Origin of the sequence: Oceanisphaera sp. (assembly GCF_048268965.1) — a bacterium.
In the GTDB taxonomy this organism is placed as follows: domain Bacteria; phylum Pseudomonadota; class Gammaproteobacteria; order Enterobacterales; family Aeromonadaceae; genus Oceanimonas.
This window is the reverse complement of sequence record NZ_JBLWUK010000017.1, coordinates 55,477-71,331: the sequence shown is the minus strand read 5'-3', so window position 1 is coordinate 71,331 and position 15,855 is coordinate 55,477. Positions and strand designations below refer to the sequence as shown.

General features: G+C 55.2%; 14 protein-coding genes and 1 riboswitch. Of the genes, 8 read left to right on the top strand and 6 right to left on the bottom strand.

From position 1 onward, the window contains the following. Positions 1-243 precede the first annotated feature (243 nt). Positions 244-2,919, bottom strand: a complete 2,676-nt coding sequence (locus tag ACN0VL_RS09515) for a GNAT family N-acetyltransferase (protein WP_417616768.1) — start codon at positions 2,917-2,919, stop codon at positions 244-246. A gap of 147 nt (positions 2,920-3,066) precedes the next feature. Here ACN0VL_RS09515 and ACN0VL_RS09510 point away from each other — a divergent pair, with 147 nt between their 5' ends. Beyond that, positions 3,067-3,678, top strand: coding sequence for a LysE family translocator (locus ACN0VL_RS09510; protein ID WP_417616766.1), 612 nt, complete (start codon positions 3,067-3,069; stop codon positions 3,676-3,678). A gap of 129 nt (positions 3,679-3,807) precedes the next feature. Then, a complete protein-coding gene (cysM, locus tag ACN0VL_RS09505) occupies positions 3,808-4,707 on the top strand; it encodes a cysteine synthase CysM (RefSeq protein ID WP_417616764.1) in 900 nt (299 codons plus the stop codon). A gap of 60 nt (positions 4,708-4,767) precedes the next feature. On the opposite strand, the gene cysA is transcribed toward cysM, so the two are convergent. The 5 genes from cysA to ACN0VL_RS09480 form a co-directional block, all read right to left on the bottom strand. Continuing rightward, a complete protein-coding gene (gene cysA, locus ACN0VL_RS09500; protein WP_417616762.1) occupies positions 4,768-5,859 on the bottom strand; it encodes a sulfate/thiosulfate ABC transporter ATP-binding protein CysA in 1,092 nt (363 codons plus the stop codon). Positions 5,860-5,865: 6 nt separating this feature from the next. Beyond that, positions 5,866-6,705, bottom strand: a complete 840-nt coding sequence (gene cysW, locus ACN0VL_RS09495; RefSeq protein WP_417616761.1) for a sulfate/thiosulfate ABC transporter permease CysW — start codon at positions 6,703-6,705, stop codon at positions 5,866-5,868. After that, complete coding sequence (cysT, locus tag ACN0VL_RS09490; RefSeq protein WP_417616759.1) at positions 6,705-7,547, bottom strand: sulfate/thiosulfate ABC transporter permease CysT; 843 nt, start codon at positions 7,545-7,547, stop codon at positions 6,705-6,707. The genes cysW and cysT overlap by 1 nt, the downstream gene beginning before the upstream one ends. A 3-nt stretch (positions 7,548-7,550) precedes the next feature. After that, positions 7,551-8,555 carry a thiosulfate ABC transporter substrate-binding protein CysP gene (cysP, locus tag ACN0VL_RS09485; RefSeq protein WP_417616757.1) on the bottom strand — a complete coding sequence of 335 codons (1,005 nt, stop codon included), beginning with the start codon at positions 8,553-8,555 and terminating at the stop codon, positions 7,551-7,553. Between the two features lie 265 nt (positions 8,556-8,820). Then, positions 8,821-10,785 (bottom strand): exoribonuclease II, encoded by a 1,965-nt coding sequence (locus tag ACN0VL_RS09480; protein ID WP_417616755.1) that lies wholly within the window; start codon positions 10,783-10,785, stop codon positions 8,821-8,823. 259 nt (positions 10,786-11,044) lie between these two features. Beyond that, a riboswitch (TPP riboswitch) is annotated at positions 11,045-11,150 on the top strand. A 66-nt stretch (positions 11,151-11,216) separates the two neighbouring features. Between ACN0VL_RS09480 and ACN0VL_RS09475 the strand changes: the two genes are divergently transcribed. The 6 genes from ACN0VL_RS09475 to thiH are packed head-to-tail and all read left to right on the top strand — an operon-like array spanning position 11,217 to position 15,754. Beyond that, complete coding sequence (locus ACN0VL_RS09475) at positions 11,217-11,399, top strand: hypothetical protein (protein ID WP_417616753.1); 183 nt, start codon at positions 11,217-11,219, stop codon at positions 11,397-11,399. Continuing rightward, entirely contained in the window at positions 11,396-12,904 is a 1,509-nt protein-coding gene (gene thiE / locus ACN0VL_RS09470) for a thiamine phosphate synthase (protein WP_417616752.1), read from the top strand. Before ACN0VL_RS09475 ends, thiE begins: the two co-directional genes overlap by 4 nt. Position 12,905: 1 nt before the next feature. Next, on the top strand, positions 12,906-13,664 hold the full coding sequence (locus ACN0VL_RS09465; protein WP_417616750.1) for a HesA/MoeB/ThiF family protein: 759 nt from the start codon (positions 12,906-12,908) through the stop codon (positions 13,662-13,664). Then, complete coding sequence (thiS, locus tag ACN0VL_RS09460; RefSeq protein WP_417616748.1) at positions 13,661-13,864, top strand: sulfur carrier protein ThiS; 204 nt, start codon at positions 13,661-13,663, stop codon at positions 13,862-13,864. The genes ACN0VL_RS09465 and thiS overlap by 4 nt, the downstream gene beginning before the upstream one ends. 1 nt (position 13,865) lies before the next feature. Further along, the gene (locus ACN0VL_RS09455) at positions 13,866-14,636 is read left to right on the top strand and encodes a thiazole synthase (RefSeq protein WP_417616746.1); all 771 of its coding nucleotides are present in this window, start codon (positions 13,866-13,868) and stop codon (positions 14,634-14,636) included. Continuing rightward, a complete protein-coding gene (gene thiH / locus ACN0VL_RS09450) occupies positions 14,633-15,754 on the top strand; it encodes a 2-iminoacetate synthase ThiH (protein ID WP_417616744.1) in 1,122 nt (373 codons plus the stop codon). The genes ACN0VL_RS09455 and thiH overlap by 4 nt, the downstream gene beginning before the upstream one ends. The last annotated feature ends 101 nt before the right edge of the window (positions 15,755-15,855 follow it).

Here is a 15,855-nt window from a genome sequence, read left to right as displayed (position 1 = left end):
GGTGAATATTGCACGGAGGTAGGCACTGCTTTAGCTGTGCAATGTGGCGCAGCCACGTCTCAACACCGATGCTTCATATCTTGCCGTATTGTTCCGAACCTGTGCATCAGATCCGGCGTTGCCGGATTTAGCAGCTAAAGCAGCTACTACAGGGGCGAGGGTTGGGTGCACCAGCACCTGCTACGCAGGTTTTCGCGGCTAAAGCGTGCGACGACCTCCGTGCTGTGTGTGAATACGATACCGTTAAAGGTTCGGTGCTATCTCTTTATTTTCCAGCCGCAGCTTTAATTCGGCGACGCCGTCTTCTAACTGTATTTTAACCTTGAAGCCGAATTTACGAGCCAGCGTTATCATGCCTTTATTAGAGGGCATGGTCATGCCGCTCAGGCTTTGCAGCCCCCTGGTGTGGGCATAGCGGATAATTTTTTCCATTAACAAGCGCCCTAGTCCCATGCCCTTGAGATCGGATCGTACCAGAATCGCGAATTCTGCATCTTCGTTGTCTGGATCCGATATGGCCCTGACGACACCCAGAATCTTGCCATTTTTTGCTATGGCCACAAACGCCATTTCCCGGTCGTAATCGATTTGCGTCATGTGCGCTAATTCTTCGTGACCGATCACCACATCGGCGAAAAATCGCTTATATCTGTCTTCATCGGAGACATTGTCGACAAAGTCTTTATGGGCAGGTTCATCTTCCGGTAATACGGCACGTAGTAATATGCTGCTGCCGTCTTTGAGCTGGGCCTGTTCTTCCCATTCGGTAGGGTAAGGTCTGATTGCCAGCCGTGTTTGACCGTTTCCGACAAATGGCTGCAGTTTCATGCTGATATCGAGGGCGATCAGCTCTTTTCCCGTTGCCAGTAGTGGATGAATATCCAAATGGGTGATTTCTGGATGATTAATGATCAAATGGGAGACCTTGGTTAATACCCGGCATACCGCTTCCATGTCCAGCGACTGTTGCGAACGGTTGGCTCTTAACTTGCCGCTTTTAAGAGCATGAATGACCAGGTAACGAGCCAATGTCATATTTAAGGGTAACAGGGCGACGGCGGCTTGCTCTTCACCATCCCAGTCGATACCGCCATCACCCAGCAAGATAATGGGGCCGAATACGGGATCGGACCGCACGGCAATGTGCAGTTCTTGCGAGCCGGCTCGGTGGGCCATGGGTTGTACCATGAGGCCTTCGATACGAGCGGCGGGATAGGCCTGCTTGACTCTGTCGAGCATGGCGTCGGCTGACTGGGCAACGTCTGCCGCCGAGCGCAGGTTGAGCACCACACCAGACACTTCGGATTTATGCACAATATCCGGTGAGCGCAGTTTAATGGCTACCGGGTAGCCAATCTGCTCGGCAATGTGTGCCGCTTCTGTGCTGTCCGAGGCGATCCAGGTCGGCTGTGTCTTGATACCATAAGCCGCCATCAGGCTTTTTAATTCGTGGGTATCCAGTTGCGAAAGGCCTTGATCAAATGCCTCTTTGATCAGCGAGTCGACCGTTTCCTTATCACTGGGCATATCGGAAATGGATTCTGGTGTTTCCATTAATTGCTTCTGGTTACGGCGATATTCGACCAGATGCATGAAAGCACCGGCAGCACTTTCCGGGGTACGATAGGTGGGAATGCCCGCATCAGTAAAACAGCGACGCGCCTCGAATACACTGGTTTCCCCCGACCAGTTCGTCAGAATATTGAAGCGACGCGCGCGAGGGTGTTTCTTCAGCAGTTGAATAATCTCTTTGGCGACCTGGGTGCTGGATACAACGGCGGAGGGGGCATGCATAATCAAAATGGCATCGAAGTCCTCGCTGTCGAGCAAGACCTTGAGACTATCGATATAACGGCTAATGGGCGCATCGCCTATGATGTCGATAGGGTTGGTATGAGACCAGGATTTGGGCAATACCTTATCCAGTGCGGCTTGGGTTTGTTCCCCCAGGGTGGCCAGCTTGCCTCCCCGAGCCAACAGCATATCGATCGCCATGATGGCGGGACCGCCGCCATTGGTAAGAATAACGAGCCGCTCACCGCGGAGACTCTGGGCGTGATTGAGCGTTTCTACCGCAGCAAACAGATCGTGGGTGTCTCTTACCCGCAGCATACCGGCGCGACGAATGGCAGCATCGTAAGCGGCATCCATGCCGACATGGCCACCGGGATGTAAATGACCCAGTTGGGCTCCAATACGGGTTTTCCCGCTTTTGACCACCAGCACGGCCTTGTTGCGCGAGGCGGTTCGAGCCGCCGACATAAAGGTACGGGCATCCTGCACCGTGTCCATATAGAGCAAGATGGCACTTGTGTGTCGGTCCCGAGCCAAATAGTCCAGCAACTGGGCGAAGTCGATATCGCAGGCCTCACCCAGCGAAATAAAGTGCGAGAAGCCAATATCGTTATGGCGAGCCCAGTCGAGAATAGTAGAGCAAACCGCCGCCGATTGTGACACAAAGGCAATACGGCCGGGTTTTGCAGGGAAAGGCGCAAAACTCACGTTCAAGCCGAGGTGAGGCAGGATCACGCCCATGCTGTTGGGGCCCAGTAGCCGCATGCTATGCGTGCGAGCGCTGTGTTTCATCTGCGTTAATTGCTGGGCCGAGGTCCCGGCGGCAAGAATGATAGCGGCCTTACAGCCCTTACGACCCAGTTGCTCGATAATATCGATGTTTTTATCAGCCGGGGTACAAATAATGGCCAAGTCGGGTATGCGCGGCAAGCTCGGGATATCGGGATACGCCATGACGCCGGCCACTGCTTCGTATTTGGGGTTGACCGGCATGATGGGACCGCTAAAGTTGCCGGCCAGCAGATTTTTCATCACCAGCTTACCGGCGCCATCGTCTCGCTGGGTGGCTCCGATAACGGCGATGCTAGCGGGACGAAAGAGGGCATCAAGTCCTTGCAGCGGCATGGGTGCTCCTTGTTATATGGATAAATCTGTTATCTATATAGTGAGTATGGCTCTATGGTGACATAGTAGAGCTGACTGGTTGTAGCATATTATCCAGTGTCTGGCCTGAGCCTGGCGTTACAGACGTGAACTTGATAGAGGTATTAGATGGATCCCTGGTTGCTCTTTATTCCTGCCTGTCTGGCCCTGAATCTAACCCCGGGACCGGATATTTTCTTTGTGCTGTCGCAAGCATTAAGCGAACGACGCTACGCCGGCCTTTGGGCGGCACTCGGCCTGGGGCTGTCCTATCTGGGGCACACCCTGTTGGCGGTGGTTGGTCTCTCGGCATTGATTATGCAGTCTGCGACCGCCTTTATGGTGATTAAATATCTTGGGGCGGCTTATTTGTTGTATCTGGGGTGGACCAGCTTGCGCAGTGTGTCGAGGTTTCATCTGCCGCAGGCACAAAATAGTCATAACAAGGCGCGGATATTTTATCGGGGCCTGATGGTCGGCTTGCTGAATCCCAAGGTAGCCCTGTTTTTTCTGGCTTTTCTCCCGCAATTTATCCGCCAGGAGTCGGGGGCTGTTCCTGTTCAGTTACTGACATTAGGGCTGGTTTTTACCCTGACCGCCACCCTGTGTAATGGGGCTTATGGTCTACTCGGGCAGCGACTAAAACGACTGCTACAGGGCCAGCAAAGAGCCTCTGTGATCATGAATCGACTGTCAGGCATCACCATGATGGCGCTGGGGGCCAGGCTGATTATGGTGTAATGGTGCCGGACTCCGGCCATAAAATATCAGGCTTGTCAGTCAGGTAATAACAGATGCCAAAATAAGCTTTCGAGACCCATGACTGCATCAGGTAAAATGGAATAAATCTATCACTTTCAAGGATTAACAATGCAATTTCCGACCATAGAGGACTTTGTCGGCAACACGCCTTTAGTACGGCTGCAACGCTTGGCCAGCCATACGGGTAGCCAGGTATTGGTAAAGCTGGAGGGCAATAACCCGGCAGGATCGGTCAAAGACAGACCCGCCCTCAACATGATCCGCCAGGCCGAGGCCAGAGGTGAAATCAAGCCTGGTGATACCCTGATAGAAGCCACCAGTGGCAATACCGGTATTGCCCTGGCCATGGCGGCGGCGATCAAGGGCTATAAAATGGTGCTGATCATGCCCGACAACGCCACCGAAGAGCGAAAGGCCTCCATGTTGGCCTATGGTGCCGAGCTGATTTTGGTGAGCAAACAAGAAGGCATGGAAGGAGCTCGGGATCTGGCCGATAAAATGGCTGCCGAGGGGAAAGGCGTTATTCTGGATCAATTTAATAACCCCGATAATCCAGCCGCGCATCTGTTGAGTACCGGACCCGAAATCTGGCAGCAAACTCAGGGTAAGATAACGCACTTTGTCTCCAGCATGGGCACCACAGGCACCATCATGGGAGTGTCGCAATACCTGAAACAGCAAAGTACGGATGTGCAGATAATCGGCTTGCAGCCCTGCGAGGGCAGCAATATTCCCGGTATTCGTCGTTGGCCAGAGGCCTATCTGCCCGGTATCTTCGAGCAAAGTCGAGTGGATCAGGTGCTGGATATTAGTGAACAGGAAGCGGTGGCCACCATGCTGCGGTTGGCCAAGGAAGAAGGCATATTCTGCGGTGTCAGTTCTGGTGGAGCGGTAGCCGGTGCGCTCAAGCTGGCCGAGCAGCAAGACAATGCCATTATCGTGGCCATCATCTGCGATCGCGGCGACCGCTACCTGTCATCCGGGGTGTTTAACGATAGTGAGGCGTAAAGTGCAAGTGAGGGGCGAGGAGAATCCCCCTCACTTTTTACTTCTTACCCCTCACTCATCTCAGGCCGTTAATGCCAGGCTGCTGTCGGTAACTTGTTGCTCACCCAGGTAGAGGCGGCCGCCCTGGCTGCCCAGATATAGGGTTTGGCCGCGAGAGATGCCGGCCAGGTGCTGATGGGGCAGTTGCGCTTCCATGAGCTGGCCCGGCCAATCTTTCGGCTCCAGCTCCAGCTGGATCAGGCTGCCACGGGCGTTGACGTCGGTGACCAGTACCGGCAGCGGGTGTTGTGTGTCGGCCTCTGTCCTCAAGCTGATTTCGTGGGGGCGTAGATACCAGCTGGCCTGGCCATGTTTGTGGCTGGCGACCGGTAACTGCAGCGGATAATGACCCACCTTGAAACGACTGCCGCTAATATCGCCGTTAATCTTGTTCACTTCACCCAAAAACTCCAGCACAAAACGACTGGCCGGTTGCTGCCAGATAGCATCTGGAGTGCCAATTTGCTCGACTCGTCCCTGGCTCATCACCACCACTTGATCCGACACATCCAGTGCTTCTTCCTGATCGTGAGTCACGAACACGCTGGTAAAGTGCAGTTCGTCATGCAAACGACGCAACCAGCGGCGTAGCTCTTTACGCACCTGGGCATCCAGGGCACCAAAGGGTTCATCCAGCAGCAATACGCGGGGCTCTACCGCCAGCGAGCGAGCCAGGGCCACGCGCTGGCGTTGACCGCCAGATAACTGGGCCGGAAAACGGTCGGCCACATGGGATAACTGGATCATCTCCAGCAGCTGGTTTACTTTTTGCCTGATGTCACTTTTAGTGGGGCGTTGGGACTTGGGCATAATGCTCAGGCCAAAGGCGATATTGTCGAATACCGTCATGTGGCGAAACAGCGCATAGTTTTGAAATACAAAGCCGACGTTGCGATTGCGGGCGTGCAAGTCGGTAACATCGCTACCGTTAAAGTGAATGCGGCCACCGTTGGCGTGTTCCAGGCCGGCAATAATGCGCAGCAGGGTGGTTTTACCCGAGCCGGAAGGGCCGAGTAGGCCCACCAGCTGGCCACTGGGCAAGTCGAGATTGATGTCGTGCAGCACCTTGGTTTTGCCGAAGGACTTGTGAATACCCTCAATACGAATACTCATGCGGTCTTACTCCTGTGCTTCGGCGCTGTGCAGGCGCCATTCGAGATAAGATTTAAATAACAAGGTGACTATCGCCATCAGCGTCAGCAAGGCGGCGGCGGTAAAGGCACCCACGGCGTTATAGTCTTGGTGCAATAACTCAACGTGTAATGACAGGGTATTGGTTTCACCCCGAATGCCGCCGGACACAACAGACACGGCACCAAACTCGCCCACGGCGCGGGCGTTGGTCAGGATCACGCCGTACAGCAAGGCCCAGCGAATATTGGGCAGGGTGATCTTGCGAAATAGCTGCCAGCCACTGGCTCCCAACAAGACCGCTGCTTCTTCAGAATCCGTTCCCTGGCTGCTCATTAATGGCACCAGTTCCCGCACCATGAAGGGACAGGTCACAAACACGGTGACCATGACGATACCCGGCCAGGAAAACATCAGCTGCATATCGTAGCCATCGAGCCAGCTACCTACCGGGCCGTTCACGCCGTACATCAGCAAATACAGCAAACCGGCTACCACGGGTGAGACCGCAAAGGGCACATCCATCAGGGTGAGCAGTAACTGGCGGCCACGAAACTGAAAGCGGGTGACCAACCAGGCCAGCAGGGTACCGAATACCAGGTTAATCGGCACCGTCAGGGCGGCGACCAACAGCGTCAGGCCAATGGCGTGCAGCATGTCGGGCTCGTTGAGGTTTTCCAGGACGCCGCCTACACCGGCGGCAAAGGCGCCGGCAATAATGGCCAGCAAAGGCACTACCAGCAGCAGCAGGGTCAGTATCACACCGGTGCCAATCAGCAACCAGCGACCCAAAGGGCGCGATGCTTTCAAGGTTAAGGTCTGTTCCATTAGCTGTTGCCTCGTACGCGGCGCATAAAGCGACTTTGAATACCGTTGATCAAGAACAGCAGTACGAAAGAGGCCAGTAATATGATGCTGGCAATGGCACTGGCGGCGGCATAATCAAACTCTTGTAGCTTGATGAAAATCATCAAGGAGGTAATTTCGGTTTGCCAGGGCATGTTGCCGGCAATAAAAATAACGGCACCAAACTCACCCAAGCTGCGGGTAAACGACAACGCGGTACCGGTAATCAACGCGGGTTTGAGCTCGGGTAATACCACCCGACTAAAGGCCTGCCACGGGCTGGCACCCAGGATGGCCGCCGCTTCTTCGTATTCCGACCCCAGGTCTTCCAGCACCGGTTGTACCGTGCGCACCACGAAGGGCACGCTGGTAAAAACCATGGCAATCACTATGCCTATCCAGGTGTAAGAAACCTTGATACCCAGCTCGGCCAGCCACTCGCCGTACCAGCCGTTGGTGGCAAATAAAGACGCCAGTGTCAGGCCCGCCACCGCGGTAGGCAGGGCAAAGGGCAAATCCATCAATCCATCGAGCAAGGCGCGACCAGGAAAGCGATAGCGAGTTAAAATCCAGGCCATCAAGAGGCCAAACACCATGTTGAACAAGCTGGCAGCGGCGGCGGCGCTGGCGGTGACTTTATAGGTTGCCACCACTCTGGGGTCACTGATTACTTGCCAGTACTGTGCCCAGCCCATTTGGCTGGTATTCAGGATCAAGCCGGTTAATGGCAGCAAGATAATGAGACTGACAAACAGCAAGCTGGTGCCCAGGCTTAAGGTGAAGCCGGGTAATACTCGCTTGGATGACCCTAACAGCGCCGCCATGACTTAGTGTCCCCGAGCCTGTAACTGGTCCAGGGTACCGCCGTTAACAAAGTGATCCTCCATGGCTTGTTCCCAGCTGCCAAATACGTCTTCTACCTTGAACAGCTCGGTTTCAGGGAACTTGTCAGCCACTTCTGCCGCTACTGTTTTATCGTTCACGCGATAATTGTGCTTGGCCAGAATGCGTTGTGCCTGCGGGCTGTACAAGAACTCCAGATAGGCCTTGGCTTCTTGTTCGGTGCCGTTACGTTTGACGTTGCGGTCAATCCAGGTCACCGGGAATTCGGCCAGTACGTCGACGCTCGGCACCACGACCTGATAGCCATCATCGGCGTACAGGTCTTTGATGTTGTTGACTTCCGACTCAAAGGTGATCAGCACGTCACCGATGCCACGTTCTACGAAGGTGGTGGTGGCGCCACGGCCGCCGGTATCAAATACCGCAACCTGCTTGACCAACTTGCCCATGTGCTCGAGGATCTGATCCTGGTCGCCATCAAACTGCTTGTGAGCGGCACCCCAGGCGGCTAAATAAGTGTAACGGCCGTTACCGGAGGTTTTAGGGTTGGGGAACACCAGCTTAACGTCTTCACGAGTCAGGTCGTTCCAGTCTTTAATGTTCTTGGGGTTATCCTTGCGCACCAAAAACGCCATGGTGGATACATACGGCGAGCTGTCGTTCGGCAGGCGGGCCTTCCAGTCTTCGGGGATCAGTTTGCCCTTTTGATACAGCACATCGACGTCGGTGACCTGGTTGTAGGTGACGATGTCGGCACGCAGGCCCTGCAAAATGGCTTGCGCCTGGCGAGAAGAGCCGGCATGAGTCTGTTTGATGTCCAGCTTTTCACCGGTTTCTTGTTCCCAGTGCTCTGCAAATATCGGATTGATTTCGGCGAACAGTTCACGGGCAATATCGTAGCTGCTGTTGAGCAGTTCTTTGGCCTGAAGTGGAACGGAGGTGCTTAACCCGGCGGTTAGCAGCAGGGTCGCGATAAGGGATTTGCGCATGATGAACTCCAGGAACATGAATGTTGATGTTCATCAGCCTAATAGATCTATAAGTGATTGATAAGTTGTTTTATATTCTATTTGTGCATATGTTACGCAAGAGTGAATATATTAGCCGAAGGGCAGCGGTACGCTTTAAGCCGTAAGTTCGCCTCACATTTTACTCTTCACTCTTATACGGTAATTAGCGGCACCAAAAAAAGGGCCTGCGTTGGCAGGCCCTTTGGCTGTTCTTGCTATGACTCTCACTACGACACGGCGCGCCTTATTGCGGGGCGACCGGTGAAATAGGCTGTGCCGGCTTGGCGATCAGCGAGCGGGTGTCTTCAATGGCTTCGGTGATGATCACCTGGACCGCCTGACCCAGCTCGTAGAGCGGCGCCTTGTCCAGGTACACGCGGCCATCGTCCCAGCTGCATTCCAGGCGATCACGGTTGGCCAAAATCAGTGACGAGGGCATAAAGACCACGGCACCGTTTTCCTGCAGGCGTAGTTTGACTCCGCCGCGACCGATATCGATCACTTCGGCATCAAACACCTTGCCTTCGGCGACGGCCGGTTGCAGGTAACGCACGTATAACCAGTCGGCGATATCGCGCTCGGCACGGCGATGCATGCGACGCTGTTCCGACAAGTGCACGGCCAGTTCGTCACTGGGTACAAAGGCATCGTGAGCCTGTTCGGCCAAAATGGCCTTGATCAAGCGATGGTTGACGATGTCGCCATACTTGCGAATAGGTGACGTCCAGGTGGCGTAGGCAGCCAGACCCAGACCAAAGTGCTCACCCGGGGTGGCGCTCATGGCGGCAAAAGACTGGTAACGACGGGTGCGGCTGTCCAGATAAGTAGTTTCGCGTTCGTCCAACCAGCGGCGCAGTGCACAAAAGCCTTCCAGAGAGGTCAGGGATTCCGGCTCAAACGGTGCTTCGTGAGCTTGCAACAGCTCGACCAGGCCTTCCATTTTCTCGCTGTCAAAACCCGCATGTACGTTGAAAATACCGGTGCCGACGCGTTCGCGCAGCCAGTTACCGCAAGCCAGGTTGGCCGCGATCATGGCTTCTTCTACCATCTGGTTGGCGATACGACGATAGTCGACCAGAATGGCGGTGACGCTGCTGTCTTCAGCCAGCGCAAAGCGATAATCGGGTCTGTCTTTAAACACGATGGCGTGCTTGCTGCGCCAGGCGCTGCGGGTGTGGGTTAGTGCCGTCAGTTCGCGCAACTGTTCGGCAATCGACTCGTCCGCAGGCTGCCAGTCACCTATTTGCTCAACCCAGTCAGATACCTGGTCGTAGCTCAGGCGAGCGTGAGAGCGAATATTGGCGGCAAAGAACTCGGCCTGGTCATCCACCTTGCCATCACTGTCGATAAACAGACGAGCACACAGGGCAGGGCGCTCTACGCCTTCTTGCAGCGAGCACAGCTCATCAGCCAGAGTGCGCGGCAACATGGGGATGTTGCGGCCGGGCAAATACACGGTAAAGGCGCGCTCGGCGGCAACCTTGTCCATATCGCTGTTATGGGCCACATAAGCGGTAGGGTCGGCAATGGCAACCAGCAGTTCCCAGCCGTTATCCAGCTTCTTCACGCTGAGTGCATCATCCATATCCAGCGTGGATTCACCGTCTATGGTGAAGAAAGGCACCTCGGTGAGATCGCGACGGGCCAGCGACTCTTCCACGGTTTGCCATTCTTTATGATCTGCGGGAGCCTGATTGGCCAGTTTGTTACGGGCCAACACCACCCACCAGGGGGCAATGGGATCTTCAACACCGGCGATCACTTCCACCACGTTGGCGAAAAAGCCGTTGTCCTTCAGGGCGTGACGGGTTAATTCGCCCAGCACCCAGTCGCCTTCTTTCAGGCTTTTCTCATCCAACCCCTTGATAGCGCGCGCCTTGATGGCATCTTTCATCAATGGATGATCGGGCACTATATTCAAGCGATCGCGAAACCACTTAACGCGAGCCACAAAACGGGTTACGCCTGCTTCTATCAGCGTCTCGGGCTCGACCAGTTCGCGGTCGTTTTCGGTGCGAACCACAGCAGTAATGTGATCGCCATGCATGACTTTTTTCATGTGCGGTGGCGGAATAAAGAAACTTTCTTTCTCGCTCACTTCCAAAAAGCCAAAGCCTTTGGAGGTGCCTTTAACGACGCCTTCTTTAACAGGAAGGGTCTCGCGGATCTGCTGCTTTAGCTGAGCTAATAGGGGGTTGTTTTGAAACATATATAGAAACCTGTCGAAATATGCATCTGACTATACGGATTTACCCTCGAGATGCCAAGAAGTCCTTAAGCCACAGAGTGGTGTGAGTCTGCTGGTATCGGCGGATATTGCCGGTGTGCCCGACTTCCTGGCAGCGATAAACGGGGGCCAGTGCTGACCCCTGGCGGAGTGGGTTACAGCAGGGGGCTCCGTTCGGTTATTGTGTGAGGGGCGATGGCTTTGCTTTTGCGATCTGGTTCGGGTTCTGGTTATACTGGCCGCTATCTTGTCGGAGTGCTCTATATGGGCTGAGACCACGAAAAAGTGGGATCCGTTGAACCTGATCGGGCTAATACCTGCGTAAGGGAAACAAGTGAGAATGTGGCGCCACCTCTTCTGCCAACTTCTTCCTCAACACTCCTGACAAGCATTTCACTGCACATGGATTTAACGTGAGATTGCTATGTCAAAAAATAAACAGTCGCGACCTGCGTACTCGGAAATATATCGAGTACCTGAAAGGCGAGCACTTTCCTGACTCTGGCTGCATTTACACCCAGGGCCCACGTCCGGATATTAAAGTGGGCATACGCGAAACTCATCTGGCCGACAAACTGGAGCAAGAACTGATATGACAAGACCCATAGTCTGGACCATTGCCGGTTCTGATTCGGGCGGCGGCGCCGGCATTCAGGCCGATTTGCACACCATTCACACACTGGGTGGCCATGGCTGCTCGGTTATCTCTGCCATTACGGCACAAAACTCGCTGGCGGTATCCATGGTAGAGCCGCTGCCGATGCAGGCCTTTACCAGCCAGCTGGTGTCACTGGCCACCGATATGCAGGGCAAGGCCATTAAAATTGGCCTGCTGCCCGGTGGCCTGCGCGCCGACGTGCTGGCGCGTTATTTACGAGAATATCGCCGCCAGTGGCAGCCGTTTGTGGTGCTGGATCCGGTAGCCATTGCCAGCACCGGACAGGCTATGGCCGAAGCCTGCCTGTTACCGGCCATCAAGCAGCATTTGTTGACAGAAGTCGACCTGATCACTCCCAATGCCATCGAACTGGAAGTATTATCGGGCATTGCACCCGATTCCCCCTCGGCAGTACGCGCCGGGGCGGCTGCGTTGCTGGAAATGGGCGCGCGGGCGGTATTGGTCAAGGGCGGACACCTGGATTGGTCCGGTGAGCAGGCCATCGATTTTTATACCGACGGCACGCGAGAAATCTGGCTGGCCAGCCCCCGAGTGGACACGGTGCACGGTCACGGCACCGGTTGTAGCTTGTCGTCGGCCATCGCCACGGCCATCGCTTTGGATTACCCGATTGAAGATGCACTGGTACTGGCCAAGGCTTACGTGAATCAGGGCCTGAAAGGCGCCGACGCTGTCGGGACAGGACCAGGGCCGGTGGCGCACCTGGGCTGGCCGACCGATCTTGATGATTTTCCGGCCGTGGTGATGCCGGGCTCGGCGTTGGCCGAACAATTGGGTATCACAGGCCCGCATCCGCAGGGCGACTTTGCCGCCATGGATACCTTCAAACTGGGGCTGTACCCGGTGGTGACCAGCGTCGCTTTGCTGGAACAGTTGCTGAATTGGGGGGTACGCACCCTGCAGCTGCGCATCAAGGATAAAACCGATGCCGAGGTTGAAGACGACATCCAGGCCGCTGTCGAGCTGGGACGGCGCTTTAATGCCCGGCTGTTTATCAATGACTATTGGCGTTCTGCCATCAAGTTTGACGCATATGGCGTGCATTTGGGGCAGGAAGACATAGAAGTGGCGGATTTGGAAGCCATTCGTGCTGCCGGCCTCAAGCTGGGGCTGTCGACTCATGGCTACTATGAAATGCTGCGCGCGCGTGAGCTCAAGCCGTCTTATCTGGCATTGGGGCATATCTTTCCCACCAAAACCAAAGACATGCCATCTCGGCCCCAGGGTCTGGAGCGGTTGCACCGCTATGTGGCACTGATGAAAGCCGAGTTTCCGCTGGTGGCCATCGGTGGCATCAGTCGTGAGCGGGTGCCACTGGTCGCCGAAACCGGCGTGGGCAGCATTGCACTGGTTACCGCCATTACCGAAGCCGATAACCCCGAAGCAGCCACTCGTGAGCTGCTGGCCCTGGTGGAGAAATAATATGCTCAGCGACAGCGAATTCATGCGTTATAGCCGACACTTGCTGCTGGAAGAAGTTGGCGAAGAAGGTCAGCTGAAACTGAAGCAGGCCTCGGTGCTGGTGGTGGGTCTTGGTGGCCTGGGCTCACCGGCAGTGCAATATCTGGCGGCGGCGGGCATTGGCACCTTGTGGCTGGCCGACTTCGACCAGATAGACATCAGTAACCTGCAACGCCAAACCCTGTACGACATGGACAGCCTGCACCACAGCAAGGCAGAAACCGCTCGCGACAAACTGCAGCAACTCAACCCCGAAGTCGAAGTGATCGCCATCAACCAAAAGTTGGGGGCGGATAATCTGGGCGACTTTGTGACCGAAGTGGACTTGGTACTGGACTGCACCGATAACATCCTGATCCGCCAGGAGTTGAACGCCGCCTGTTATGCCAGAGGCAAACCCTTGCTGGTGGGCGCGGCCATTCGTTTTGAAGGTCAGCTGCTGGCGCTGGATCCCCATCGCGACCATGGCTGCTATCGCTGCCTGTATGGCCCCGATATTGGGGAGCAGCTTAACTGCAGCAATTCCGGTGTTATTGGTCCCGTGGTGGGCACCATTGGCATGCTGCAAGCTTTGGAAGCCATCAAATACTTTACCGGGACCGGCGCCGTACCCTGGGGTGAGCTGAAGCTGTTTGATGCCAAAAATCATAGTTGGCATGGCTTGCGGGTGCCCAAAGACCCCGCTTGCCCGGTCTGTGGTGTAAAGAAGGAAGAGACATGATCACGGTAATATTGAATAACGATCCACTGGAACTGGCCAGCAACACGACGCTGGCCCAGCTACTGCTGGATCTTGAACAAGACAAGCCCGGCGTGGCGGTCGCATTGAATCAGCAGGTGGTGGCCCGCAGTCAGTGGTCAGAACAGCTATTAGCCGCCAATGACAGAATTACCTTATTTCACGCCATAGCCGGAGGCTAACATGAGTCTTATTATTGCCAATAAAACCTTTGGCTCTCGCCTGTTCACCGGAACCGGCAAGTTTGCTAACGGTCAACAAATGAAAGACGCCTTTATTGCCGGCGGCACCGAGATGGTGACTATGGCCATGAAGCGTCTGGATCTTAAGAATCACAGTGACGATATCTTGCCACCCCTGCTCGAGTTGGGCGTCAATCTGCTACCCAATACCGCGGGCGCCAAAACGGTAGAAGAAGCGGTGTTTGCAGCCCGTCTGGCCCGTGAGGCGCTGGGGACCAACTGGTTAAAGCTGGAAGTACATCCCGATCCCAAATACTTGCTGCCCGACCCGGTCGAAACCCTCAAGGCTGCAGAGATACTGGTAAAAGAAGGCTTTATCGTGCTGCCTTATTGCAGTGCCGATCCGGTACTGTGCAAGCGGCTGGAAGAAGTGGGTTGTGCCGCCGTTATGCCTCTGGGCGCCCCCATTGGCACCAACAAAGGTCTGGTGACTCACGATTTTCTGCAAATTATTATCGAGCAGGCCAATGTACCTGTGGTGGTCGATGCCGGTATTGGTGCCCCCAGTCACGCGGCGTATGCCATGGAGCTGGGCGCCGATGCGGTGCTGGTGAATACCGCTATTGCTACCGCCAGAGATCCCATTGCCATGGCCGAAGCCTTCAAACTGGCGGTGAATTCCGGTCGCATGGCATATCAGGCCGGGTTGGCGGGCAAAAGCCAGTACGCGCAAGCTACCAGCCCACTGACAGATTTTCTGGATACGTTATGAGTTTTTTTGACGTATGGTCATCCCTGGATTGGGATGACATCAAGATGAGTATCTACGGCAAGCGGGCCCGGGATGTTGAGTTGGCGCTGGCCAAGCCCAAGCGCGATCTGCAGGATTTTATGGCGTTGATTTCGCCGGCTGCCGAACCGTACCTGGAGCAAATGGCGCAGCAGTCTTATCAATTGACTCGCCAGCGCTTTGGCAGCACGGTCGGGCTGTTTATTCCGCTGTATTTATCCAACCTGTGTGCCAATGACTGTACCTATTGCGGCTTTTCCATGAGTAACCGCATCAAACGCAAGACCCTGAGTGCCGAAGAAATCGAGCAGGAATGTCTGGCTATCAAGGCCATGGGCTTTGATACCGTGCTGCTGGTCACCGGGGAGCACGAAGGCAAGGTGGGTCTGGATTATTTCAAGCAGATGTTGCCGATCGTCAAGCGTCACTTCAGCTATGTGATGATGGAAGTGCAGCCCCTTTCTGAAGCCGAATATGCCGAGCTGCGCCAGTACGGTCTGGACAGCGTCATGGTGTATCAGGAAACCTACCAGCACCTGACCTACGACGAGCACCATATTCGTGGCAAGAAAAAGGATTTTCGCTGGCGGCTGGAGACCCCCGATCGGCTGGGCAAAGCGGGAATCGATAAAATTGGCCTGGGTGCCTTGTTTGGGCTGGAAGACTGGCGTGCCGACAGCTTCTATGTGGCGGCGCATCTGCGTTATTTGCAAAAGCAGTATTGGCAGACCCGTTATTCAGTATCCTTTCCGCGCTTGCGCCCCTGCGAGGGCGGCCTGGTACCCAAGTCGGTCATGACCGATCGTCAGCTGGTACAGCTGATTTGTGCTTATCGGCTGTTTGATAATGAGCTGGAGCTAAGCCTGTCGACGCGCGAGGCTGAGGCCTTTCGTGACAAGGTGATCCCGCTGGGGATCACCAGCATCAGCGCCGGCTCCAAGACTCAGCCCGGCGGCTATGTAGAAAACGTCAAGGAAGAGCTGGAACAGTTTGAAATAGACGACGACCGCAGCCCGAGCGACGTGGCCAGGGCCCTGGTGGCCACCGGCTTGCAACCAGTTTGGACCGACTGGGATAACAGCTACTCAGCCAGCCGTTAATCCGCAATCATGCACCATTGTAAAAGGCCCGTGAAGACGGGCTTTTTTATTGAACCACATGGAGTCGGAAAAGGGGCTTGCCTGAGCATCGGGTATGGGTG